Source organism: Streptomyces sp. NPDC101165 (genome assembly GCF_044768135.1).
GTDB lineage: Bacteria > Actinomycetota > Actinomycetes > Streptomycetales > Streptomycetaceae > Streptomyces.
This window is the reverse complement of record NZ_JBIWPG010000009.1, coordinates 280,125-304,120: the sequence shown is the minus strand read 5'-3', so window position 1 is coordinate 304,120 and position 23,996 is coordinate 280,125. Positions and strand designations below refer to the sequence as shown.

General features: G+C 70.8%; 22 protein-coding genes and 2 pseudogenes. 13 read left to right on the top strand and 11 right to left on the bottom strand.

Annotation, left to right across the window (positions count from 1 at the left end):
• Window position 1: 1 nt before the first annotated feature.
• Window positions 2–1,108 (top strand): pyridoxal-phosphate-dependent aminotransferase family protein, encoded by a 1,107-nt coding sequence (locus ACIRVH_RS21445; protein WP_403955772.1) that lies wholly within the window; start codon window positions 2–4, stop codon window positions 1,106–1,108.
• A gap of 9 nt (window positions 1,109–1,117) precedes the next feature.
• Here the strand turns inward: ACIRVH_RS21445 and ACIRVH_RS21440 are convergent, their stop codons facing one another.
• Both ACIRVH_RS21440 and ACIRVH_RS21435 read right to left on the bottom strand, forming a co-directional pair.
• Window positions 1,118–4,186 (bottom strand): NACHT domain-containing protein, encoded by a 3,069-nt coding sequence (locus ACIRVH_RS21440; protein WP_403955598.1) that lies wholly within the window; start codon window positions 4,184–4,186, stop codon window positions 1,118–1,120.
• Entirely contained in the window at window positions 4,183–4,521 is a 339-nt protein-coding gene (locus ACIRVH_RS21435) for a trypco2 family protein (RefSeq protein ID WP_403955597.1), read from the bottom strand. The genes ACIRVH_RS21440 and ACIRVH_RS21435 overlap by 4 nt, the downstream gene beginning before the upstream one ends.
• Before the next feature lie 270 nt (window positions 4,522–4,791).
• Here ACIRVH_RS21435 and ectA point away from each other — a divergent pair, with 270 nt between their 5' ends.
• From ectA to thpD, 4 genes are read left to right on the top strand one after another with little or no spacing between them, the layout of a single operon-like run.
• Window positions 4,792–5,307 carry a diaminobutyrate acetyltransferase gene (gene ectA / locus ACIRVH_RS21430; RefSeq protein WP_403955595.1) on the top strand — a complete coding sequence of 172 codons (516 nt, stop codon included), beginning with the start codon at window positions 4,792–4,794 and terminating at the stop codon, window positions 5,305–5,307.
• Between the two features lie 13 nt (window positions 5,308–5,320).
• The gene (ectB, locus tag ACIRVH_RS21425; RefSeq protein ID WP_403955593.1) at window positions 5,321–6,592 is read left to right on the top strand and encodes a diaminobutyrate--2-oxoglutarate transaminase; all 1,272 of its coding nucleotides are present in this window, start codon (window positions 5,321–5,323) and stop codon (window positions 6,590–6,592) included.
• Between the two features lie 20 nt (window positions 6,593–6,612).
• Complete coding sequence (locus tag ACIRVH_RS21420; RefSeq protein WP_145874792.1) at window positions 6,613–7,017, top strand: ectoine synthase; 405 nt, start codon at window positions 6,613–6,615, stop codon at window positions 7,015–7,017.
• A gap of 5 nt (window positions 7,018–7,022) precedes the next feature.
• The gene (thpD, locus tag ACIRVH_RS21415; RefSeq protein ID WP_403955591.1) at window positions 7,023–7,910 is read left to right on the top strand and encodes an ectoine hydroxylase; all 888 of its coding nucleotides are present in this window, start codon (window positions 7,023–7,025) and stop codon (window positions 7,908–7,910) included.
• Between the two features lie 62 nt (window positions 7,911–7,972).
• On the opposite strand, the gene ACIRVH_RS21410 is transcribed toward thpD, so the two are convergent.
• From ACIRVH_RS21410 to ACIRVH_RS21390, 5 genes are all read right to left on the bottom strand, one after another.
• Entirely contained in the window at window positions 7,973–9,034 is a 1,062-nt protein-coding gene (locus ACIRVH_RS21410; protein ID WP_403955590.1) for an aminotransferase class V-fold PLP-dependent enzyme, read from the bottom strand.
• 97 nt (window positions 9,035–9,131) lie between these two features.
• Complete coding sequence (locus ACIRVH_RS21405; RefSeq protein WP_403955588.1) at window positions 9,132–9,848, bottom strand: DsbA family oxidoreductase; 717 nt, start codon at window positions 9,846–9,848, stop codon at window positions 9,132–9,134.
• A gap of 75 nt (window positions 9,849–9,923) precedes the next feature.
• Window positions 9,924–10,427, bottom strand: a complete 504-nt coding sequence (locus ACIRVH_RS21400; protein WP_403955587.1) for a GNAT family N-acetyltransferase — start codon at window positions 10,425–10,427, stop codon at window positions 9,924–9,926.
• Between the two features lie 57 nt (window positions 10,428–10,484).
• On the bottom strand, window positions 10,485–11,093 hold the full coding sequence (locus tag ACIRVH_RS21395; RefSeq protein WP_403955586.1) for a DUF1349 domain-containing protein: 609 nt from the start codon (window positions 11,091–11,093) through the stop codon (window positions 10,485–10,487).
• A 45-nt stretch (window positions 11,094–11,138) separates the two neighbouring features.
• Window positions 11,139–12,668 carry an aldehyde dehydrogenase (NADP(+)) gene (locus ACIRVH_RS21390; RefSeq protein ID WP_403955584.1) on the bottom strand — a complete coding sequence of 510 codons (1,530 nt, stop codon included), beginning with the start codon at window positions 12,666–12,668 and terminating at the stop codon, window positions 11,139–11,141.
• 140 nt (window positions 12,669–12,808) lie between these two features.
• Here ACIRVH_RS21390 and ACIRVH_RS21385 point away from each other — a divergent pair, with 140 nt between their 5' ends.
• The 5 genes from ACIRVH_RS21385 (at window position 12,809) to ACIRVH_RS21365 (ending at window position 18,041) form a co-directional block, all read left to right on the top strand.
• Window positions 12,809–13,579, top strand: a complete 771-nt coding sequence (locus tag ACIRVH_RS21385; protein WP_145874802.1) for an IclR family transcriptional regulator — start codon at window positions 12,809–12,811, stop codon at window positions 13,577–13,579.
• Window positions 13,580–13,665: 86 nt separating this feature from the next.
• The gene (locus ACIRVH_RS21380) at window positions 13,666–14,613 is read left to right on the top strand and encodes a hypothetical protein (RefSeq protein WP_403955581.1); all 948 of its coding nucleotides are present in this window, start codon (window positions 13,666–13,668) and stop codon (window positions 14,611–14,613) included.
• On the top strand, window positions 14,610–15,854 hold the full coding sequence (locus ACIRVH_RS21375; RefSeq protein WP_403955579.1) for a sensor histidine kinase: 1,245 nt from the start codon (window positions 14,610–14,612) through the stop codon (window positions 15,852–15,854). Before ACIRVH_RS21380 ends, ACIRVH_RS21375 begins: the two co-directional genes overlap by 4 nt.
• A 17-nt stretch (window positions 15,855–15,871) precedes the next feature.
• Entirely contained in the window at window positions 15,872–16,531 is a 660-nt protein-coding gene (locus ACIRVH_RS21370; RefSeq protein WP_403955770.1) for a response regulator, read from the top strand.
• A gap of 55 nt (window positions 16,532–16,586) precedes the next feature.
• Window positions 16,587–18,041 carry a peptidoglycan D,D-transpeptidase FtsI family protein gene (locus tag ACIRVH_RS21365; protein ID WP_403955576.1) on the top strand — a complete coding sequence of 485 codons (1,455 nt, stop codon included), beginning with the start codon at window positions 16,587–16,589 and terminating at the stop codon, window positions 18,039–18,041.
• 41 nt (window positions 18,042–18,082) lie between these two features.
• On the opposite strand, the gene ACIRVH_RS21360 is transcribed toward ACIRVH_RS21365, so the two are convergent.
• Window positions 18,083–19,534 (bottom strand): NCS2 family permease, encoded by a 1,452-nt coding sequence (locus tag ACIRVH_RS21360; RefSeq protein ID WP_403955574.1) that lies wholly within the window; start codon window positions 19,532–19,534, stop codon window positions 18,083–18,085.
• Between the two features lie 245 nt (window positions 19,535–19,779).
• Here ACIRVH_RS21360 and ACIRVH_RS21355 point away from each other — a divergent pair, with 245 nt between their 5' ends.
• Together ACIRVH_RS21355 and ACIRVH_RS21350 are read left to right on the top strand one after the other, a co-directional pair.
• Entirely contained in the window at window positions 19,780–20,346 is a 567-nt protein-coding gene (locus tag ACIRVH_RS21355) for a SigE family RNA polymerase sigma factor (protein ID WP_403955573.1), read from the top strand.
• Entirely contained in the window at window positions 20,343–21,179 is an 837-nt protein-coding gene (locus ACIRVH_RS21350; protein WP_403955572.1) for a hypothetical protein, read from the top strand. Before ACIRVH_RS21355 ends, ACIRVH_RS21350 begins: the two co-directional genes overlap by 4 nt.
• Before the next feature lie 197 nt (window positions 21,180–21,376).
• Here ACIRVH_RS21350 and ACIRVH_RS21345 read toward each other — a convergent pair whose 3' ends face one another.
• Together ACIRVH_RS21345 and ACIRVH_RS21340 are read right to left on the bottom strand one after the other, a co-directional pair.
• Window positions 21,377–21,715 carry a DUF6422 family protein gene (locus ACIRVH_RS21345; protein ID WP_403955571.1) on the bottom strand — a complete coding sequence of 113 codons (339 nt, stop codon included), beginning with the start codon at window positions 21,713–21,715 and terminating at the stop codon, window positions 21,377–21,379.
• A 116-nt stretch (window positions 21,716–21,831) separates the two neighbouring features.
• Window positions 21,832–22,655: pseudogene (locus ACIRVH_RS21340) on the bottom strand (hypothetical protein).
• 126 nt (window positions 22,656–22,781) lie between these two features.
• On the opposite strand from ACIRVH_RS21340, the pseudogene ACIRVH_RS21335 reads away from it, so the two are divergent.
• Window positions 22,782–23,175: pseudogene (locus ACIRVH_RS21335) on the top strand (1,4-beta-xylanase); the annotation flags it as partial.
• Between the two features lie 9 nt (window positions 23,176–23,184).
• Here the strand turns inward: ACIRVH_RS21335 and ACIRVH_RS21330 are convergent.
• Window positions 23,185–23,982, bottom strand: a complete 798-nt coding sequence (locus tag ACIRVH_RS21330; RefSeq protein WP_403955570.1) for an HAD family acid phosphatase — start codon at window positions 23,980–23,982, stop codon at window positions 23,185–23,187.
• Window positions 23,983–23,996: the final 14 nt, after the last annotated feature.

Below are 23,996 nucleotides of genomic sequence, written 5' to 3'. Positions count from 1 at the left end.
CGTGAGCCACCCCTTCCTCGATCTGCCCCCGCTGAGCGCCGAGCGGTTCGCCGCCATCGAGGACCGGGTGGCCCGACTGCTGGACACCCGGCAGGACGTGGTGATCACCCAGGGTGAGGCGCTGCTGCCGCTGGAGGGCGCGATCCGCGCGACCGCCGGTCCCGGCACCACGGCGCTGAACGTGATCACGGGCCCGTACGGCCGGACGTTCGGCGACTGGCTCCGGGACGCCGGTGCGACGGTGTACGACCTCTCGGTGCCCTTCCACACCACGGTGACGGCCGAGCTGGTCCGGGAGGCCTTCGCCGCCCACCCGGAGATCGACTTCGTGTCCCTCGTCCACGCGGAGGCGGCGACCGGCAACACCAATCCGGTCGCGGAGATCGGCGAGGTGGTGCGGGAGCACGGCGCGCTCTTCTACCTGGACGCGGTCGCCGCCGTCGGGGCGGAGCCGGTGCTGCCGGACGCGTGGGGTGTGGACCTGTGCGTGATCGGCGCGCAGAAGGCGATGGGCGGCCCGGCGGGTGTGTCGGCGATCTCGGTGAGCGAGCGGGCGTGGGCCCGCATGGCGGCCAACCCGAACGCGCCGCGCCGTTCCTACCTCTCCCTCCTCGACTGGAAGGAGCGCTGGATCGACGGCGGCCGCAAGGCGCTGCTGCACGCGCCCGCCCAGCTGGAGATGCTGGCGCTGGAGGCGTGCCTGGAGCGGATCGAGTCGGCGGGCCTGCGGACGGTGATGGCCCGGCACCGGGACGCCGCGCTGTCCGTGCGCGCCGGCGTGACCGCCCTCGGCGCGGGCCTGGAGCCGTACGTGTACGAGGCGAAGGACGCGGCGCCGGTGGCGACGACGCTGCGGACGCCGGCGGGTGTGGTGGCGTCGGAGCTGGTGGCACGGGCGCTGGCGGCCGACCCCGCACTGCCGCTGGCCGCGGGTGGCGGGGCTCTGGCCGGCGAGATGATCCGGGTCAACCACTACGGCGCGGACGCCACGCCGGGCGCGGTGCGCAGCTGCCTCACGGCGCTGGGCGCCGCGCTGGCCGAGCGGGGGCTGGACGTGGACGTGCCGGGTGCCCTGCGGGCGGCCGAGCGGGCCGAGCCCGCCGCGTGAACCCTCGGCTCAGCGTGCCTCCGGCGGCTCGGACGGGCTTCCTTGTACCTGCTCGCGCATCACGATGAACCGGTCGCCGAGTTCCTCCGCTCCGACGATGCGCATCCCGTCGTGGAGGCGTCCGGAGACCAGGACCGGCAGGCCCGGGTGGTGCCGCAGCGGGGACAGGTCCAGCGCGGTCCCGGCGTCCATCGGGTCGACCAGGTCCAGGGAGAGGTACCGGAGATCGGGGAAGGTCCGGCACAGCACGTCGAGGTCGAGACGATCCGGCGCGATGTAGACGTGCAGGTGCCGGATGTTCGGGGTGGGCGCGTGCGGGAGTACGTCGTGCAAGGCCCCGTCGTGCAGCCCGACTTCGGGAAGCCGGGGCAGTCCGGAGATCATGTCCCAGATCTCCGGGCTCATCCCGGGCCCGATTCCCAGTGAGGACACGCCGGTGTCCGCGAGCGCGGAGATGTCCCGCAGCGCCGGGCACTCGCTCAGGGACACCTTCTCCAGATCCGGCAGTCTCCGCAGCAGTCCGAGGTCCTCGACCTTCCGGTTCTGTCTGATCCACAGACCCCGGACTCCCGCCGGGAGATGGGCCTCCAGGTCCGCCGGCTCCAGGTCCCCGGTCAGGACGAGTCCCCGTACCGAGCCCAACCGGGCGAGAGCCGTCAGGTGCGCCCGGCTCGGCACGGTCACGGAGTCGAGCCGCACTCCTGACAGCACGTCCCGGGCGTACTCCTCGGCCGGGTGCCGGTACCAGCCGGCGACGAGCTCCAGGCGCACGGCCGCCGCAGGGTGCGACGCGAATCCCCTGAGCGCCCGGCGTGCCGACGCACTGCGTATCTCCGTCAGGGCCTTCACCACGTACTCGGCCTGCCGGTCGTCCAGCCCCTCGGGCCCCGGCAGCAGGTCCACGACCCAGTCACCCAGCCTGGCGAAGTCCAGGGTCTCCGCCGCGTCCTTGAACGGAAGCAGGGCCGCGACCCTCGCCCGCACCTTCTCCATGAGCTCCGCGTCCAGCGACAACAGGCTGTCCGCACACAGCGCGGCCAGCAGGTGATGCCAGCGCCGCACCACCGGGTGCCGGGCCGTGTCGCCGATCCTCACCAGCCTCCTGACGACATGGTGGGCTTCCTTGCGGGTGGCGTGGCCGACGCCCATCACGATGACGTCCGTCCACGCCGCTTCGTGCGCGTGCTTCAGTGCTTCGGACAGCCGGCCGCTCTCGTGCAGTTCCTTCGCCGCCAAGTAGTCCTGGAACGTGCGGTGGATGAACTGGACGGCGCCGTCCGAGGGTTCGGCGAGCAGTCCGCTTCTGTCGAGCAGGAAGCGCAGCACCCGCTCGGGCTCCGCCCGGGCGCGGATCCGCGGCATGTCCCTCATGGTCAGGGCGAGTTGTTCGATCGCCTGGTCATGGGTCAGCTGCTCCTGACCGGTGCGCAGGAGCCGGAGGGCGAGCGGCTGAAGCAGCGCGTGCTGCTCGTCGGAGTCGAGGAGGACGTCGGATCGGCCGACCCCCCGCTCGGCGTCGCGACCGCCCAGGAGCATGGCGAGAGCGGCGCGGAAGAGCGACCAGCGGGTGGTCGGCAGCAGGCCGCGTCTGCGCCGGTGCAGGGCGCAGACGACGGCACAGAGAAGTGGCGTGCGCACGAGCCGGTAGAGCGCGGGGCTCTCGACGAGCCGGGGGAGCAACGACGCTTCGAGTGTGCCGAGCAGTTCCCGCTCCTCGGCGGCCCGCCCGGCTTCGTGGAGCTGGTCGCACTCCAGTCGGGCGGCGTCGTGCCACGCGCCGATGAACGTGACGATGTCCTGGTCGTTCATCGGCAGCAGCGTCAGCTCTGCGAAGCCCTCCTCGGCAAGCCAGTCCCTGGCGACGGCGCTCGGCCGGACGGTCGCCAGACAGCGGGTGCGGGGATAGCGGTCGAGCAGGGCGGTGAGCCAGCGGCGGGCCTCCTCCCGGTCCCGCTCGGGGATCTCGTCGAGCCCGTCCACGAGCAGCAGCCCGCGCCCCGCCTCCAGCACCCGGCGCGACCATCCCTCGGGGGCGTCGTCCGTGACGACGCGGCCGGCGGAGAGCAGCTCGGACACCGCGGGGAAGCGTCCGCCGCGTGCCTGCACGTCGCGCAGCGCCACGACGAAGGGGACGAGGCGGTTGAGTCGCCGGAGCTTCGGTCCGAGGGTGCCGTTCGCGGCGTGGGCGGCGAGCCACCGGACCAGGGTGGTCTTGCCGGCGCCGGCCTCGCCCCGGAGCAGGGTGCGGGGGCGGTCCGCCAGCAGCGCGTCGATCCGCTGCGGCGCGGACTCGCCCCCACCGGCCTCCAGGCTGAGGTAGGCCGTGTCGAGGTCCCACCGCGACTCCCTCCTTCCCAGCTCCTCGATGCCGAAGATCTCCGTGCTGCGGTACCGGGCGCTCAGGTCGGCCGCGTACCGGGCTTCGAACAGCTCGTCCTGCGGGTGTACGTCGGTGACGTCCTCGAAGTGCCGGTCCGGCACCAGGGTCTCGACCGGGACCGCCTCGACCCTGAGGTGGTGCCGGTCGCGAGGCACCTGGGTCACCACCCCGAGCAGCGCGCCCCCGGCGAACACCGGCGCCCCGGACAGTCCCGCCAACGGCGAGTTCCCGCGGCCCCGCTCGGCGGCGGCGGGCTGGTCGAGCTGGCAGACGAGCAGATCGCGCAGCCGCCCGGCCATGGGCAGCACGCTCACGCCGTACTGGTCGTACTCCAGATCCTCGCCGTGGTCCCCGTACCGCTGGATCTCGGGGAAGCCGACGATCTGGCAGTGCGGCAGGGGTGCGTCCGTCGCGACCCTGCCGTATCTGATCGGCCCGAGCCGAGCCGCCCGGTCACCGCCGATCACCATCGAGTCGGCGGCCAGCAGGACGGCGTCGGGGCCGGGATCCGAGCGCCTCACCCGGCAGGACACGGGGACGCCCGAGGACGGATGGATCACCTCGACGGCGTCCCGGTCCCCCACCACATGCCGTGCCGTCAGAACGGTGTACGGATCGAGCAGCACGCCGCTGCCCTGCCCTTCGCCCTGTACCACCACCACCCGGTCCAGGGCGAAGCCCCCGAGGTCCACCGTCACCTCTCCCCGGCGCTCCCGCCGAACCGGGCCGTGCTCCCCCGGTTCTCGTTGCGCACCTTCCAGGGCTGTCCGGTGCGTGCGTCCACCGGTCTGAGCGTCACCGCGACGCGGTGCGCGCGGGTCGTGCCCCCGCCGCCGTCCGCGCCGGCCTCGACCACCCAGGCCTTCACCTTCACCCCGCCCCTGGCCTCCCTGCGCAGCTCGACGCCGAACTCCAGCTCGATGTCCCCGACCTCGAAGGTCACGTCCTGTCCGGCCGAGCGGGCGGCGGCGGTGACGAGTTCGTTGCGTACGGCCTCGACGGCGTCGGCCAGTTCGATGCGGTCATCGGTCATGCGGTTCCCCCTCAATTCACACGACCCACATGAATTCCGGCCGCTATTTCCAGAATTCATTCGAGAACAGCTTCCCGTCTTCTTCTGCCCGCTTTTCGCAAGGCTAAACAACAAGGTTTCGTAGGGATTTCCGGTCTGTGACACACTCCACATCGGGGGTATTTTGTCGTGATTTGATGTGGGATAACTCGGGCATTTCGCCGCCCCCAGTCCCCACCTCAGCCAACCCCGCCGTGCATTTCTGAATTTGCCTCGCTAAATTCCTGCCGCATGACTGCCCGACCAGCAGACCTACTCATCGACCGACCGACGGTGTCCGACGGAGCCGCGCTCTGGCGTCTCGCCAAGGACTCGAAAACCCTCGACCTGAACTCCTCGTACAGCTATCTGCTGTGGTGCCGCGACTTCGCCGGCACCTCGGCGGTGGCGCGCGGCGCGGACGGCGAGCCCGTCGGTTTCGTCACCGGGTACGTGCGGCCCGACCGCCCCGGCACCCTGCTCGTCTGGCAGGTCGCCGTCGACTCCGCCCACCGGGGTCTGGGCATCGCCGCCGCCCTGCTGGACGGGCTGACCTCCCGGCTCACCGCCGAGCTCGGCATCACCGGCGTCGAGACCACCATCACCCCCGGGAACACCGCCTCCGAGCGGCTGTTCACCTCGTTCGCCGCCCGCCACGGCGCGGACCTGGCCCGCGAGGTGCTGTTCCCCGCCGACCTGTTCCCGGACGGCCCGCACGACCCCGAAGTGCTGTACCGCATCGGCCCGCTGACCCCCACCGCGCACTGAGGAGCGATTCACCGTGACCATCACCCAGCCCGACCTCAGCGTCTTCGAGACAGTCGAGTCCGAGGTGCGCAGCTACTGCCGCGGCTGGCCCACCGTGTTCGACCGTGCGCAGGGCAGCCGGATGTACGACGAGGACGGCCACGCGTACCTCGACTTCTTCGCCGGGGCCGGCTCACTCAACTACGGCCACAACAACCCGGTCCTGAAACGGGCGTTGATCGACTATCTGTCCCGGGACGGCGTCACCCACGGCCTGGACATGTCGACCACGGCCAAGCGGACCTTCCTGCAGACCTTCCAGGACCTGGTGCTGCGTCCGCGCGACCTGCCGTACAAGGTCATGTTCCCGGGCCCGACCGGCACCAACGCCGTGGAGTCCGCGCTGAAGCTCGCCCGGAAGGTGAAGGGGCGGGAGGCGATCGTGTCGTTCACGAACGCCTTCCACGGCATGTCGCTGGGCTCCCTCGCCGTCACCGGCAACGCCTTCAAGCGGGCCGGCGCCGGCATCCCGCTGGTGCACGGCACGCCCATGCCGTTCGACAACTACTTCGACGGCACGGTCCCGGACTTCCTGTGGTTCGAGCGGCTGCTGGAGGACCAGGGGTCCGGGCTCAACAAGCCCGCCGCCGTGATCGTGGAGACCGTGCAGGGCGAGGGCGGCATCAACGTCGCCCGCCCGGAGTGGCTGCGGGCGCTCGCCGACCTGTGCGAGCGGCAGGACATGCTGCTCATCGTCGACGACATCCAGATGGGCTGCGGCCGTACGGGCGCGTTCTTCTCCTTCGAGGAGGCGGGCATCACGCCGGACATCGTCACGGTCTCCAAGTCGATCAGCGGGTACGGCCTGCCGATGTCGCTGTGCCTGTTCAAGCCCGAACTCGACGTCTGGGAGCCGGGCGAGCACAACGGCACCTTCCGCGGCAACAACCCCGCGTTCGTCACCGCCACCGCGGCCCTGGAGACGTACTGGGCCGACGGCTCCGCCATGGAGAAGCAGACCCGTACCCGCGGCGAGCAGATCGAACAGGCGCTGATCTCCATCACCGAGGAGAACCTCGCCGACGTGAAGGAGTACCGCGGGCGCGGTCTCGTCTGGGGCCTGGAGTTCCACGAGAAGGACCGGGCCGGGCGGATCGCGCGGCGGGCCTTCGAACTCGGGCTGCTCATCGAGACGTCCGGCCCGGAGGGCGAGGTCGTCAAGCTGCTGCCCGCCCTCACCGTCACCGCCGACGAACTGGACGAGGGGCTGAGCATCCTCGCCCGTGCCGTCCGGGAAACCATCTAGCAAGGAGGCTGTGCACCACCGTGATCGTCCGATCTTTCAAGGACATCGAAGGCACCGACCGGCATGTGCGGGCGAAGTCCGGCACCTGGGAGAGCAAGCGGATCGTCCTCGCCAAGGAGCGCGTCGGCTTCTCCCTGCACGAGACCGTCCTGTACGCCGGGACCGAGACGTCGATGTGGTACGCCAACCACATCGAGGCCGTCGTCTGCGTCGAGGGCGAGGCCGAACTCACCGACCGTGAGACCGGGAAGACGTACACGATCACTCCCGGCACCATGTACCTCCTCGACGGGCACGAGCGGCACACGCTGCGCGTCAAGGAGGACTTCCGCTGCATCTGCGTGTTCAACCCGCCCGTCACCGGACGGGAGGACCACGACGAGAACGGCGTCTATCCCCTGCTCACCGAGCCCGAGGAGGTGTGACACCCATGACCGACGTCACCGACCTGTACCCCAGCCGCGGCCCGGCCGAGGTGACCGTCCCGCGCCAGGACCCGGTCGTCTGGGGCTCCCCGGAGACGCCCGGCCCGGTCGCGACCGCCGACCTCCAGTCGTACGAGCGTGACGGGTTCCTCGCCATCGACCAGCTGATCTCCCCCGGCGACGTCGAGGTCTACAAGGCCGAGCTGGACCGGCTGATCGCGGACCCGGCGATCCGGGCCGACGAGCGCTCGATCGTCGAACCGAAGTCGCAGGAGATCCGCTCCGTCTTCGAGGTGCACCGGATCAGCCAGGTGTTCGCGAACCTGGTGCGGGACGAGCGGGTGGTCGGCCGTGCCCGGCAGATCCTCGGCTCCGACGTCTACGTCCACCAGTCCCGGATCAACGTCAAGCCGGGCTTCGGGGCGAGCGGCTTCTACTGGCACTCGGACTTCGAGACCTGGCACGCCGAGGACGGCCTGCCGAACATGCGCACGGTGTCCGTCTCGATCGCGCTGACCGAGAACCACGACACCAACGGCGGCCTGATGATCATGCCGGGCTCGCACCGGACGTTCCTGGGCTGCGCCGGGGCCACACCCGAGGACAACTACAAGAAGTCGCTGCAGATGCAGGACGCGGGCACCCCGTCCGACGAGGCGCTGACCAAGATGGCGAGCGAGTACGGCATCCGGCTGTTCACCGGCAGGGCCGGCTCGGCGACCTGGTTCGACTGCAACTGCATGCACGGGTCCGGCGACAACATCACGCCGTTCCCGCGCAGCAACGTCTTCATCGTGTTCAACAGCGTGGAGAACGCGGCGGTGGAGCCGTTCGCCGCGCCGGTGCGCCGGCCGGAGTTCATCGGTGCGCGGGACTTCACCCCGGTGAAGTAGCACCCCCAGAGCACCGGGCCGGGACCTCCTCGTGTGGGACTGGAGGCCCCGGTCCGGTCGTGTCAGCCGGACAGTGCGTCCAGCAGGCGGTCCACGTCCGCGAGCGTGTTGAACAGGTGGAAGGCCGCGCGCAGGTTGCCCGCGCGGTCGGAGACCTCGATGCCGGCGCGGCTCAGCTCGGGCTGGCGGCCGCCGAGCCCGGGGACCGAGACGATCGCCGAACCGGGGGCGGGCACCGGTGCGTGACCGAGAGTCGCGAGCCCGGCCCGGAACCGGTCGGCGAGGGCCACGTCGTGGGCGTGGACGGCGGCCACGCCGAGTTCCTCGAGCAGTTCGAGGGAGCGGCGCAGCCCGGCGTAGGTGAACAGGGCGTGGGTGAGGTCGAACCGCCGGGCGGAGTGGGCGAGTTCGCCGACCGGGCCGTAGCAGCTGTCCCACGGCTGCTCGGCCGCGACCCAGCCCGCGAGCAGCGGGGTGAGCCCGCCGAAGTCCTCGGGGACCGTGAGGAAGGCCGCGCCGTGCGGGCCGAGCAGCCACTTGAAGGAGACCGTGGCGGTGAAGTCGTAGGCGTCCGCGTCCATCGGCAGCCAGCCGGCGGCCTGGGAGAAGTCGACGTAGGTGCGCGCCCCGTGCGCGCGGGCGGCCTCCCGCAGGGCGGGCAGGTCGGCGAGGCGGCCGTCGGCGGACTGGGCGGCGCTGACCGCGACCAGCGCGGTGTCCGGGCGGACGGACTCGGCGACACGCTCCAGCGGCACCGTGCGGACCTTGAGGTCGCCGCGGACGTGGAAGGGGTTCAGCACGGAGGTGAAGTCGTCCTCGGCGGTGAGGACTTCGGCACCGGCGGGCAGCGAGGCGGCGATCACGCCGCTGTGCGCGGCGACCGAGGCACCGGCCGCGACCCGGGTGGCCGGGACTCCGGCGATCCGGGCGTATGCGGCCCGGCAGGCCTCGACGTCCTCGAACAGCGGGGTCAGCGGCCGGCCCTCGGCCCGCAGCAGCGCCGCCTCGTGGAGGGCGGCGACGGTACGGGCCGGCAGCAGGCTGTTGCTGGCGGTGTTGAGGTAGGTGGTCTTCGGGGTGAACTCGGCGCGGACGAGGCTCTCGAACGTCTCCGTGGTCTCCATGGGTCCACTCTGCGGCCGGATGAAGTCGTAGTCCATTGCCGATTTTTACGTGGATCCGCGTAGAGACGCTTATACGTCCGCGCCGACCTGCGGTTTCTCAGTGCTGCGGCACCGCGCACCCGTCCGGGCCGCAGGCCTCGGCATCACCCTGATCGACCAGCTTCAGCGGGGACCGCTCGCCCCAGGCCTGGGTGAGCGCCTGGGTGAAGACCTCGGCGGGCTGGGCGCCGGAGACGCCGTACGTGCGGTCCAGGACGAAGAAGGGCACGCCGTTCGCGCCGAGCTGGGCGGCCTCGCGCTCGTCGGCGCGGACCTCGTCGGCGTACGCGTCCGGGTCGGCGAGCACCGTGCGGGCGGCCTCGGCGTCCAGTCCGGCCTCGGCGGCCAGCTCCACCAGGCGCTCGTCGCCCTCGGTGAACACGGACCGCTCCTCGGCGAAGTTCGCCCGGTACAGGAGCTGGATCAGCTCGTCCTGCCTGCCCTGCTCCTTGGCGAAGTGCAGCAGACGGTGCATGTCGAAGGTGTTGCCGTGGTCGCGGTCCCGGGTGCGGTAGTCCAGGCCCTCGGCGGCGGCCTGGGCGCCCAGGTTGTCCTCGCCGGCCTGGGCCTGCGCCTCGCTCATGCCGTACTTCCTGGTGAGCATGGTGATCACCGGCTGGACGTCGCCCTTGGCGCGGCCCGGGTCCAGCTCGAAGGAGCGGTGCACCACCTCGACGTCGTCGCGGTGCGGGAAGGCAGCCAGCGCCTTCTCGAAGCGGGCCTTGCCCACGTAGCACCAGGGGCAGGCGATGTCGCTCCAGATCTCGACGCGCATGTCTTCGGCTCTCTCCAGGTCGTACGGGCACGGAGGCTCTCTCCGCCCAGTACGTGAACGTTCAATAAGCGGCGTTCATTCCCCGGGCACGGAGAAGCGCAGGTAGCGGTGGTGATCGTCCTCGGCGGGCGGGTTCTCCGGATCGGCGACCCAGCCCTGCCGGGCGTAGAAGGCATGGGCCCGGGCGTTGTCCACATGGACGTCGAGCACGGCCGTCCGCTTGCCGTCGGCCCGCCACTCCTCCACGCAGGCCGCGTGCAGGGCCGTACCGATGCCGGCGCGCCAGTGGCCCGGGTCGACATGGAACTGGAACAGCTTGACCGTTTCCGCGGGTGCGCCGTCCTCGGTGCGGAAGGAGGCGATGCCGACGATCCGGCCCTGTTCGACGGCGCACAGCACATGGCCGTCGGGCCGCCGGATGGAGCCGCTCCAGGCCTCCGCCCAGTCGACGTCCTGCTGGGGGACGCCGTCCGGGTAGTACGTCGACCTGGCCCGGAAGTGCAGATCGGCGATGGTCTCGGCTTCCGCGGGCAGGGCGGTGCGGATCACCAGGGCGCCGCTCACGCGTTCACTGATCATGCAACGGAGGACGTGCGGGCACCGGCCCCGGTTCCACGCCCGCCCCGCCCCTCACCCTCAGCTGCCGTCCCGCAGATCGTCCGGCCAGCCGGGCCGGAACTCGATGTGGTCGTAGGTCACCACACAGCCCTCGCCCATCGGCGACTGGGTCATGAAGCCGATCAGCGCCGCGCCGGTCTCCTTCTCCTCGCCGAGGGTGAAGAGCCGGACGAAGGTCCAGCGCTCGCCGTCCCGGGAGGCGTGGAAGGCGAAGGCCCGTCCGGTCCGGCTGACCCGCAGCCACACCGAACTCCCGTCCACGGTGAAGGAGTTCGCGTCGTCGGAGTGCCCCCGGGTGACCACCGTGCAGACGGTGGGCACGTCCGGGGAGTACTCCAGACAGAGCTTGGCCCAGGCGCGTTCGCCGACGTGGACGTAGAGCACTCCGGCGTCGAAGGCGGCGCCGAACCCGACGGTGACCCGCGCTATCAGCCGGAAGTCGTCCTCGGGCGCCCCGAGCAGCCGGGGCGCGTCGGAGGCGGGCTCCAGGGCCTCACCGGTGGGCGTGACGAACCGGTCCTGCCGGGGCCCGGCCCACCCGGTGAGCACACCCCCCTCGTAGGACCAGTTGCCGTCGGGCCCGTAGGTCCGAAGAGGAAAGGGCAGTTCGGGAAGTTCCACGTCCATTGCGCGAGTCTCGCAGGTTCCCTTTTATCCGTCTCGTGAACGCGTTCAGCGCTCCAGGCCGCCGTTGAACCGCCGCGGGAGGCCCAGGGGGTTGTCGTCCCGCAGCTCCGGCGGCAGCAGGGCTTCCGGCGCGCCCTGGTACGTGACGGGCCGCAGCCACCGCTCGATGGCGGTGCCGCCCACGGACGTGGACGTGGAGGTGGTCGCCGGGTACGGACCGCCGTGGTGCTGGGCCGGAGCCACGGCCACACCCGTCGGCCATCCGTTCACCAGCACGCGCCCGGCCAGCGGAGTCAGCTCGGCGAGCAGTTCGGCGCCCCGGCCCTCGCCGGCGGCCTCCTCGGCCGACAGCTGGACGGTCGCCGTGAGGTTGCCCGGCAGCCGCGACAGGACCGCCGTCGCCTCGCCCGCGTCCTCGTACCGGACCACCACGGTCACCGGCCCGAAGCACTCCTCCAGCAGCAGGTCGTACGCGCCCTGCTCGGCCAGCCTGCTCGCCGGCACGGTGAGGAACCCCGCGCTGACCGTGTGCTCGCCGCCCGCGCCCGGCGTGACCGGCGAGTCCACCTCGGGCAGCTGCGCCCGCTCGGCGACGCCGGCGACGAAGTTGTCCCGCATGCGGTGGTCGAGGAGGACGCCCGCGTCGGTGTCGCTGACGGCGTCCGTGAGCGCCTTGACCAGGCCGTCGCCCGCCGCGCCGGACGGCACCAGCACCAGGCCCGGCTTGACGCAGAACTGGCCGACGCCCAGCGTCATGGACCCGGCGAGGCCGGAGCCGATCGCCTCCGCCCGCTCGGCCGCCGCCGCCTCGGTCACCAGGACCGGGTTCAGCGAGCCCAGCTCACCGTGGAACGGGATCGGCACCGGGCGCGCGGCGGCCGCGTCGAACAGGGCACGCCCACCGCGTACGGATCCGGTGAAGCCCGCGGCGGCGACCAGCGGGTGCTCGATCAGCTCGACGCCCGCCTCGAAGCCGTGCACCAGGCCGACGACACCCTCGGGGATGCCGTGCTCGGCGGCGGCCCGGCGCAGCACCTTGGCGACCAGCTCGGACAGGGCCGGGTGGTCCGGGTGGGCCTTGACGACCACCGGGCAGCCCGCGGCCAGCGCGCTCGCGCTGTCGCCGCCCGCCACGGAGAAGGCGAAGGGGAAGTTGGAGGCGGAGTAGACGGCCACCACGCCCAGCGGGACCTTGTAGCGGCGCAGGTCCGGTATGGGCGGGGTGGCGGTGTCGTCGGGGTGGTTGATGATGACGTCCAGGAAGGCGCCCTCGTCGACGATGTCGGCGAAGGCCCGCAACTGGTACGCCGTACGCGCGAGTTCGCCGGTCAGCCGGACCGGGCCGAGGGCGGTCTCGGCGTCGGCGGTCTCGATCAGACCGTCCTTCGCCGCGTTCAGGCCTGCCGCGGCCGAGCGCAGGAAGGCGGCGCGGACGGTGCGGTCGGCGAGGGCACCGCGCACGGCGTGTGCCGCCCTGACGGCCGCGTCCACCTCCTGGGCTGTGGCCTCCACCGCAACCTGTTCACGCTGCTTCCCGGTGCGCGGGTCGACACTCCAGACTGGTGCTGCTGCCACCGCGGGTCCCTCCAAGTAAGGCCGCACTTCCTGGGTCAACCATCAGTCGCGTTCGATATACTGAACACTGTCTCTGATGATGAATACGCTGCTCGGAGACTATATATCCAGGTCCTCGTCGAACGAAGGGGTCAACGGCGATGTCGGCAGGCGAGACAGGCGGGGCGCAGGTCAAATCCGCGGTGCGGACCGTTGAATTGCTCGAGTACTTCGCCGGCAAGCCCGGTATGCACTCCCTCGCGGCCGTCCAGGAGGCCGTGGGCTACCCCAAGTCCAGCCTGTACATGCTGCTGCGCACGCTCGTGGAGCTGGGCTGGGTGGAGACGGACGCGACCGGGACGCGGTACGGCATCGGGGTGCGGGCACTGCTCGTGGGCACCTCCTACATCGACGGCGACGAGGTGGTGGCGGCGGCCCGGCCGACCCTGGACCGGCTCTCCGACGACACCACGGAGACCATCCACCTGGCCCGCCTGGACGGCACGAACGTCGTCTACCTGGCCACCCGCCAGTCCCAGCACTACCTGCGCCCCTTCACCCGGGTCGGCCGCCGCCTGCCCGCACACTCCACGTCCCTCGGCAAGGCGTTGCTCGCCACCCACACCGACGAGCAGGTCCGCAAGCTCCTCCCGGAGACCCTGCCCGCCCTGACCGAGCACACCATCACCGACCGCGAGAAGCTGATCGAGGAACTCCACCAGGTCCGCGAGCAGGGCTTCGCCGTGGACCGCGAGGAGAACACGCTGGGCCTGCGCTGCTTCGGCGTGGCCATCCCGTACCGCACCCCCGCCCGCGACGCCATCAGCTGCTCGGTCCCGGTGGCCCGGCTGACCCCCGCCCACGAACAGATGATCAAGGACGCCCTGTTCGACGCGCGGGACCGCCTGACGCTGGCCACCCGGAGGCTCTGAGGAGGACGACGTCTCCACCGAGCGGCGGAGACGGATCGTCGTCACGCAGGAAGTGGGGCGCCCCGTGGGCGCGGGAGCGTTGAGGCATGGCTTCCTCAACCACTACCGACGCCGCCGGCCCGCGGCTCCGCCCCGTGCTGCGGCTCGTGGCCGTCGTCTCCTGTCTGCCCTACCTGTCCCTCAAGCTCGCCTGGATCGCCGGGAGTCATCTCGGTATCCCGGACGGGAGTCCGTTGCTGGAGCACCGGATGGTCATGGCGCTGGCCAACGGGCTCACCGTGCTCATGGACGCCGCGGTCATCGTGCTGGCGCTGTTGCTGACCCAGGCGTGGGGGCGGCGGGTGCCCGCCTGGGTGCTCGCGGTGCCGATGTGGGTCGCCACGGGGCTGCTCGCGCCGATCATGATGGGCTTTCCGCTGCAGCTGGTCGTGCACGGGGGTTCGGACAGCGGTGACGACCGGCCGTTCCTCGACGGATGGGTGTTCGGGGTCGTGTACGGGGGGTTCATCGTGCAGGGGCTCGCTCTCGGGGTGCTGTTCGTCGGGTACGCCCGCGAGCGGTGGGGCCACCTGTGGCGGGGGCGGGTGTGGGAGCTGCCCGCGCACGGCACGGCGGCCGCGCAGCGGACGACTGCCGTGACGGCCACGCTGCTCGCACTCTTCCCGGCCACGCTGCGGCTGCTGTGGGCCTGCGGGTTCACGTCCGGGCGGAACCTCAGCGGCGGCCGGCTCATGGAGGTCGTCTACGTCGCATTCCTCGCCGCCGCCGTCACCGGCGCCTGGCAGCTCGCCTTCCGCCGCGGCCGCACCCTGCCGGTCACCGTGCCGCTCGCCCTGGCCTGGGTCGGCTCCGGGGCGGTCGCCTGCTGGGGCGGCTGGATGGCCCTCGGTGCCCTGGTGACCTCACACGATCTCGCCCACCGCCCGACACCGGCGATGAGCCTCACCTACGCTGTGCAGATGATCGTCGGCCTGCTCGTGGCGACCGTCGCCGCCCACCACGTCGCGGACCGTTCGGCCAGGACCCCACGGTGACCCGAACGTGGGGACTCCTCTTCGACGGACGGGCCCGGCGCCGCTGGATCCATCTGATCCTCGGCGGCGCGCTCGCCATGCCGTACGTCCTCGTCGGCTCGGTGGTCGTCGGCCCGCTCACCGGCGTGAACGACGTGTTCGGGTCCCTGCCCCTGCAACTCGGCTCGTTCGCGGTCGGGTTGCCGATCGCCACCGTGACCTCGCTGTTTCCGCTGACCCGACCGCTGGAGGCCGGCGCTGCCCGCGCCCTGTGCGGCATCGAGGGGGACGCCCTCGCCCACGGCCCGGCCCGGACGCGGTCCGAACGGGGGCGTACGGCAGCCTGGTTCACACTGCACCTGGGCCTCGGCGGGATCATCTCCGGGATGTCGCTGGCCGTACCGCCGTTCGCGGTGTTCCTCATGCTGCTGCCCCTGTTCCAGGGACTGCGCGACACCCGGATCGGCACGCCCGAAGTCCTCGAACACGGCTGGGCGTTGGCGCTCTGCCCGGTCGCCGCCCTCGCCATGCTGATCGCCCTCGCCGCCTGCGTCGCCGCCTGCGGTGCGCTGCTCGCCCACTGGGCGCCCGCCCTGCTCGGGCCGAGCCCCGCGGACCGGCTCGCCGCGGCCGAGGCCCGGGCCGCCGACCTCGCCGTACGCAACCGGCTCGCCCGCGAGCTGCACGACTCCGTCGGACACGCGCTGAGCGCCGTCACCCTGCAGGCGAGCGCCGCCCGCCGCGTCCTCGACACCGACCCGGACTTCGTCCGCGAGGCGTTGGCCGCCATCGAGGACACCACCCGGCGCACGGTCGGCGAACTGGACGCCGTACTGGGCGTGTTGCGGGACGGCGACGCACCGGGCACCGCCCCCGCCCCGACCCTCGCGGCCGACCTGGACGGGCTGCTGCGCCGGACCCGGGCGGCCGGGCAGCGGGTGACGGCCACCGTCGACACCGGCCCCGCCGCCCTGCCCCCGCTGGTCTCGCGGGAGGCGTACCGGATCGTCCAGGAGGGCCTGAACAACGCCCTCAAGCACGCCGGCGAACCGGTCGCCCTCCGCATCGCCACCGCCGACGGCCACCTGGACATCGCCGTCGAGAACCCCCTCGGCGCCTGTCCCGCTCCCCGTCCCGGCGGCGGCCACGGTCTGCGCGGCATCGCCGACCGGGTACGGCTGCTCGGCGGCACCTCCCGGGCGGGGGCCGAGAACGGCACCTGGCACCTGCACGTCCGACTGCCACTGAAGGGATCCACGTGACCGACGAAAGGGCGGACATGACCCGGCCCGCCATCCGGATCGTCCTCGCCGACGACGAGCGCATGGTCCGCACCGCCCTGCGCGCCATCCTCTCCGCCGAGCCCGGCCTGGAGGTGGTCGGCGAGGCGGCGACCGGCGCCGAGGCGGTGTCCGTGGTCCGGGAGCTGCGCCCCGACGTCGTCCTCATGGACGTCCGTATGCCGGAGGTGGACGGCATCCGGGCCACCGAGCAGATCCTCGCCACCCTCGACGAGCCGCCCCGGGTCGTGGTCGTGACCACCTTCGAGAACGACTCCTATGTGTACGACGCGCTGCGCGCCGGAGCCGCCGGGTTCCTGCTGAAGCGGGCGGACGCCGACGCGCTCGTCCAGGCGGTACGGCTGGTCGCGCGCACCGACAGCCTGCTGTTCCCGTCGGCCGTACGCGCCCTCGCGGCCGAGCACGCGCGCACCGCGCCCGCACCTCCGGCGTGGGCGAGCAGGCTCACCGGACGGGAGAGCGAGGTGCTGCGGCACATGGCCGCCGGGCTGACCAACGCGGAGATCGCCCGGCGCCTGGACGTCGGCCCCGCCACCGTCAAGTCGCACGTCGCGGCGGTGCTCGCCAAGACGGGTGCCCGGGACCGGACGCAGGCGGTGATCGCCGCGTACGAGGCCGGTTTTCTGAACGTGCGATGAGAAAACGGGACGTACGGGAACGATCGACCTCGTCCCGATCGTCTTCACGAGCGGCATGAACAAGACGATCAGGCGGGCGTCCGTCTTCGCGCTGCTGCTCGTGCTCGCCCTGCTGGTCAGGGCGACCTGGGTGCAGTTCTACGACGGCAAGGCCCTCGCGGACGACAACGACAACCGGCGGAACGTCATCGAGACGTACTCACACCCGCTCGGGAACATCATCGTGGCCGGGGACGCGATCACCGGCTCGGCGCGGACGAAGGGCAGCGACCTCGCGTACAAACGGACGTACAAGAACGGCGAGCTGTACGCGGCGGTGACGGGCTACGCCTCGCAGGCCTACGCCCCGACCCAGCTGGAGGGCATCTACCAGGACCTCCTCAACGGCACGGACAACCGGCTCAAGACCGTGATGGACACGGTCACCGGTGAGCGTGCCGACCCGGGCGACGTGCTCACCACGATCGATCCGGCCGTGCAGAAGGCGGCGTACGACGCGCTCGGCGACAACAAGGGCGCGGCCGTCGCCATCGACCCGAAGACCGGCAAGATCCTCGCCGCGGTGTCGACCCCGTCCTACGACCCCGCGCAGCTCACCGACGCGAACACGGCGGGGGTGGCCTGGAAGAAGCTCAACTCGGACAAGGACAAGCCGCTCACCAACCGGGCGCTGCGCCAGCCGCTGCCGCCGGGCTCGACGTTCAAGCTGGTCGTGGCGGCCGCCGCGCTGGAGGACGGGCTGTACAAGAACGTGGACGACCCCACCGACAGCCCGGACCCGTACACCCTGCCGGGCACCACACGGGTGCTGGCCAACGAGAACAAGTCGGCCCCGTGCAAGAACGCGTCCATCCGGGTCGCCCTGCGCTACTCCTGCAACAACGTCTTCGGCAGGATGGCCGTCGACCTCGGCCAGGACAAGGTGAAGGCGATGGCCGAGAAGTTCGGCTTCAACAACGATGCGCTGGACGTGCCGGTGCGGGCCTACTCCAGCGTCTACCCCTCGAACATGGACAAGGCGCAGACGGCCCTGTCGGGCATCGGCCAGTTCGACGTCACCGCCACCCCGCTCCAGATGGCCATGGTGTCCGCGGCCATAGCCAACGGCGGCAAGCTGGTCTCGCCGCACATGGTCTCGCAGATCACCGACAGCGGCGGCGATGTGTTGAAGGACTACGACGACAGCGCGGAGACCAAGGAGATCGTGAGCTCCTCCACCGCCGAGCAGCTGCAGTCGGCGATGGAGACGGTGGTGAAGGACGGCACCGGTACGAACGCGCTGATCGACGGGGTGACCGTCGGCGGCAAGACCGGTACCGCTCAGCACGGCGAGAACAACAGCAAGACGCCGTACGCCTGGTTCACGTCGTACGGGAAGTCGGACAGCGGCGGCAAGGAGGTCGCTGTCGCGGTGATGGTGGAGCAGTCGGATGCGGCCAGGTCCGAGGTCAGCGGCAATGGGCTGGCGGCGCCGGTGGCCAAGGCGATGATGCAGGCAGCACTCAAGTAGCCGACGGGAGGGGGCGGCTCGGCACGACCGCCCCCTCCGCTCTACTTCACGCCCAGGATCTGCTCCACCGGATCGATCGCGAAGTAGACCAGGAACAGCACCGAGACGCCCCACAGCAGCCAGTTGACCTCCTTCGCCTTGCCGAGGACCGTCTTGATGACCACATAGGACAGGAAACCGGCACCGATGCCATCGGTTATCGAGTAGGTGAACGGCATCGCGGCGATGGTGAGGAACGCCGGGATGGCGATCTCGTACTTGTCCCAGTCGATGTGCTTGACGTGGGTCATCATCAGGAAGCCCACCGCGATCAGCGCGGGCGCCGCCGCCTGCAGCGGGACGATCGTCAGCAGCGGGGTGAGGAAGAGCGCGAGGCCGAAGAGGCCGCCGGTGACCAGGTTGGCGAAGCCGGTGCGGGCCCCCTCGCCGACACCGGCAGCGGACTCGATGTAGGCGGTGTTGGAGGAGGCGGAGCCGACACCGCCGGCGACGGCCGCGGCGCCGTCGATGAACAGCACGCGGCCGATGCCGGGCACCTGCCCCTTCTCGTCGAGCAGTCCGGCCTCCGCACTGATGCCGACGATGGTGCCCATGGCGTCGAAGAAGTCGGACAGGATGAGGGTGAAGACCAGCAGGACGGCGGTGAGGACGCCGGCCTTGGCGAAGCCGCCGAACAGGCTGAAGTGACCGACGAGCCCGAAGTCCGGGGTGGCGACGATCTTGTCCGGGACCTTCGGGGTGGTCAGGCCCCAGCTTTTGATGTCGGCGACGGCGTCGATGACGATCGCGACGACGGTCATCGTCACGATGCTGATGAGGATCGCGCCCTTCACCTTGCGGGCGAGCAGCGCGATGGTCAGCAGGACGCCGAGACAGAAGACCAGGACGGGCCAGCCGGTGAGGCGGCCGACGGCGCCGAGCTGCACCGGGACGGTGGTGTGCGCGACGTCCGGGATGCGGCTGACGAACCCGGCGTCGACGAAGCCGATGAAGGCGATGAACAGGCCGATGCCGACGCCGATGGCCTGCTTCAGCTGCTGCGGGATCGCGTTCATGATCGCTTCCCGGAGCCCGGTGAGGACCAGCAGGCAGATCACGAGGCCTTCGAGGACGACCAGGCCCATCGCGTCGGACCAGCTCATCAGCGGGGCGAGTTGGAAGGCGACGACGGCGTTGAGGCCGAGGCCGGCGGCGATCGCGAGCGGGAGGTTGCCGCCGACACCCATGATGATCGTCATCACACAGGCCACCAGCGCGGTGGCGGTGACGAGTTGGCCGGTGTCGAGGGTGTGGCCGAACTTGTCCTTGGCGCTGCCCAGGATGATCGGATTCAGGACAAGGATGTAGGCCATGGTGAAGAACGTGGCGAAGCCGCCGCGTATCTCCCGGCCGAAGGTCGATCCCCGCTCGGAGATTCTGAAGTACCGGTCGACGCTGTTCCCGGCAGGTGGCGCGGCATCCGGCCGCTGGTCCACCTTCTGCGTCTCGGACATGGTCCCACTCCTCGTTGCCTGATGTGCGTGTGCGGATGCTGGCTGGATTGTTCCCACGTTGAACCCGTTTCAGGTTTTCAACGTGTTACGGAATCGGGTTCGGTATGCCATACGGTGTCCGACTCCCCGTACGACTGACAGAAAGCGATCACTGCTACGCTTCCGGATCTCCGTCCCAGGCTCCGCCGGACGTTCACATGTCATACACATGACACTCACAGAGTTGCACCGAGAAGAGGTCACCCGTGGGCTCAGTCGTCGACGACGCCGCCTCCGTGGAGTTCCATGCCTTCTTCGAACAGCACTACGCCGAACTCTCCCGCCTCGCCCACCTGTTGACCGGCGAGGCCGACGCCGCCGACGACCTGGCCGCGGACGCGCTGCTGGCGCTGTGGCACCGCTGGGACCGGGTGCGCGCGGCCGACCATCCGGTCGCGTACGCGCGGGGCGTGGTCGCCAACCTGGCCCGCACCCGGATCCGCAGCGCGGTGCGCGAGCGGCGCCGGATCGCGCTGTTCTGGTCGCACCGCGAGGAGAAGACCGAGAACCCGGACGTCGCGGGCGTGGTGGACGTGCAGTCGGCGCTGCGCCGCCTGCCCTTCCGCAAACGCGCATGTGTGGTACTTCGACATGCGTTCGACCTGTCGGAAAGGGACACCGCGCTCGCCCTCGGGGTGTCCGTGGGTACGGTTAAGAGCCAGACGTCCAAGGGCATGGCCGAACTGCAGCGCCTGCTCGGCACTCAGGTTGTTCCGCAGCGGGTGCACGCGGCGATGGCGCGCGGCGGCGTGAGCGGAGGAAGGAACCGATGAGGCAGCAGGACGTGCACGACGAGCTGCGCGCCCGGCTGCACGAGGCGGCCGAGGCCCACGAACCCGACCGCGCGCACATCCTGGCCCGGGTCGAGCGGGGCATGGCCGCGAAGAGCCGCCCCGACCACCGGGCCACGCGCCCGCCGGTGTTCGGCTGGGTGCGCGTGGTCGGCGCCACCGCGGCGGTCGCCGGAGTCCTCGCGGTCGGCGGGTACGCGGTGGCGTCCGCGGTCAAGGACAACACCACTCCCCCGCAGCAGACGGTCGCGGTCTCACCGACGCCCACACCCTCGCCGGATGCGACGAGCCGGGCCCCGGTGCCGCCGGTGAACCCGGCGCCGAGCAGGGCGCCGGAGACGCACGAGCCGAGGAGCTCCCCCTCCTCGACGCCCTCCGCCTCGGCGCCCGTGGTGCCGTCGGCCGACGGCGAGACGGACGGCCCGCTCTGGTCGGACGGCTCGGTGGACCCGCACAGCAACGACTTCTGGGCGCAGAGCAACGTCACGCTCAAAACCAGTGAGCAACTCACCTCCCTGACCGTGCAGCTGAAGGTCGCGCAGACCGGCGGGGTCGGCTCGGCCGGCGCCTGGCGCTCGCTGCCGGAGCAGGACTTCACCCTGACCGTCGGCGAACAGGACGGCTTCCTCGTCTACACCTGGGTGCTCAAGGAGGGTCGTACGGTCCCCAAGGGCGAGTGGGTGTTCGCCGGGCAGTACAACCACGAGCGCGGCGGCCGGGACGCGAAGGACGACAGCTACACGATCAGGGCGACGGCGGACGGCAGGCAGCGCGCGGTGGGCGGCGACTTCGCGGCGCACACGAGCGACTCGTAGAAAATCCCGGAGCGGGCGGCAACCCTTCGCTCGGCAGCGGCAACCATCGTGAGCGGCTCGGGCGGCACGGCCTACCTCAGCACGGGCACGTCGTTCGACTGCGTGGACCTGCTGGCCTGAGCCCCCCTCGGCCGGCAGCGGAACGCCCCCGCCGGTGACGACCGGCGGGGGCGTTCGTGTGGCGACGTGCGGCTCTCTCAGAACTCGGCGTGCTGACCCTTGTGGTGCCCACACGTCACACGCGGTGACCCCGTGCCGAAATCAGGACCGGTGAAGTCGATGAACGAGTTCAGACAAGGCTCGCTGCCGTTGCCCTTGTAGTCCGGGCAACCGCACTCGTGAGGCGTCGGGGGAGGATCCAGTCGGCCCAAGCAGGGCTCCCCGAACCAGTCACGCTCCTCCGGCTGCAGATCCACACCCGCTCTCCGCACCAGGCCCGCGGCCTGCCGCTGCGCCTCGATGACCAGCGTCGCGGCATCCGCCAGCGCCTTCGCCTGCTCTCCGGACCGCTGGTTCGGCTTCGCGTAGTCGGACACTCACACCCTCCTCCGAGTGGTCGAGGCTCCCGTCGTACCAGAAGCCGTTCGGCAGGCCCGGCACGGCTCGCACGGGCTGCACCGTATGCCGGACCGCCGTCCACCGCCTGGAGCAGCTAGTTCATCGTCGAGCCGATCGTGGCAGAGCCCGTGGTGAGGAAGGTCGTCGTCGGCAGGGAGCCGTCCGGCCTGCGGGCGCCGTACGCCGTCGTGGCGTCCGTGGACGTGAAGGCAGGCGTGCTCACCCCGCTCTCCCAGTTGTTGGCGGCCGAGACGGTACGCGAACTGACCTTCGCCGAGCCGCCCTTGTTGCCCACCGCCAGGTTCCGCGCCGGCCGGGCCTTCCCGGACTCGAAGAAGAAGCCCGCCTGAGCGTTCGCGTACGCGGTGTTGCGGTTCAGCACGATCGCGCCGGTGTTGGAGTTCTCGGTGAACCCGTTGAGAGAGTTGTCCCAGGCCGCGTCGTTGTTGACGACATGCACGACGGCAACACCTCCACCGCCCGGCTTGAACCCGTTGCCGTTGCCCTCGAAGGCGGAGTCGCCCCACCGGTTCCTGCCGTTGCCGAAGGCCCAGCTGTGCTCGATGGTGACCGGCGAGAAGAACTGCCCGCGGGCACCTTGGAGCCGTCGATCCGCGCCTTTTCGCTGCCGTACGCCTGGAGGGTGATGCGGTTCGAACCGGTGCCACTGGCCGTGGACTTGAGGGTGGCGGTCGGGTAGTAGGTGCCGCCCCGCACCTGGATGACGGTACCGGCGGTGGCGTTCCTGACGGCCGACTCCAACTGGGCGGTGGTGGAGACGGTGACCGTGGTCGTGGCGGCCTGGGCACCGCCGTTCGACAGGCCGAGGTGGACGCCGCCGGCCCCCGCGGCCACGGCCACCGTGGCGGCGATCGAGAGGGTGCGCGTCCTGCGGTGACGTCCGGTGCTCTGCCGCACTGGCCGTTCCCTTCCTAGGGAGTTGGGACGCAGTCCAGTCGCCGCCATGGCCGGAACAGGTTGCCGCGCCCCGCGCGAAAACAACCGAAACGTTCGGCCGCCCCGCTCACCCGCACACCGATTGACGCGCCGGAAACCGCGGGCAACACCTGGGCCCCGGAGGCCTACTACTCGGTCATCGACTCGACGGTGATCAAGGACAAGGGGACGTACTACCGCTTCACCAACGACGAGCGGGACCCGATCTCCAGCTCGCCCTGCTCGAAATTCATCACGGCGGAGAAGTCGCGGAACCTGACCGGCACCTCGTACGACTTCGTCTCCGACTGCATCGGCAGCGGCTCCATTCAGCGGGGCGAGCGGCCGACCGTGTTCCGGTCCAACACCGAGAAGAAGTGGTACCTGTTCATCGACGAGTACGGTGGACCCTGTCCACGGACTACGCACTGCCCGCCGGCCCCCGCCACGGCACGGTTGTGCCGGTGACGGGGGCGAGTACGAGCGGCTGCTCAGGACCTACGGATGACCGTCAGGAGACGAAGTAGGTCGGGTTCGGCAGCTTGTAGGTACGGTCGGCGTAGCCGCCGTCCAGGTCCGAGTACTGGTCGCCGAAGTTGGCGATGACCTCGTACCCCAGGTCGTCCTCGATGTGCTTGCGGGTACCGGACTTGTACTGCACCGTCGTGCAGGTCCAGGTGCCCGGGGTGGCGCAGTCGCCCAGGTAGGCCGGCGGGTTGGCCTTGTCCTTGAGGAACATGTGGTCGGCGTCGAGGTTCACATCGGCGCCGATCTTCTTCAGGTTCGCAACGGCGGCGGTGCGCTGCGCCTCGCTGAGACCGGAGTTGTAGAAGACCTCGACGCCCTTGGACGCGGCGTACTGGACCAGCTCGGGGCTGCCGAACACGGCCGGACGGTCGGCCTTGTTCACGTAGTCGGCCCAGGTGGTCGAGTTGTACGTGTAGTTGTAGCGCTTCTCGTAGTCGAGGCTGAGCAGCAGCGTGTCGTCGATGTCGAAGACGACGGCCGGCTTCTCGCCGTGGCGGTGCGCCTTGCGGGCCGCCTTGTCGATATAACGCTTGGCGCTGGCGTCGATCTCCGCCAGGTCCTGGGCGTACGGGCTGTCCGGGGACGCCTGGTAGACGCCGTTGGCGTCGGCGGTGGTGCCGTAGTAGGTGTCGATGTCCTTCACCAGGAGCCCAATGTTGTAGGGCTCGTGGGTCGAGTTCGCCGTCGACTGACCGGCCGTGGCCGCGCCGGCGCCGTACAGGGCGCCACCGGCGAGCGCGCAGGCGGCAGTGATCGCCACGATCCGCTGTGATTTATGCATGACAGGTTTCTACG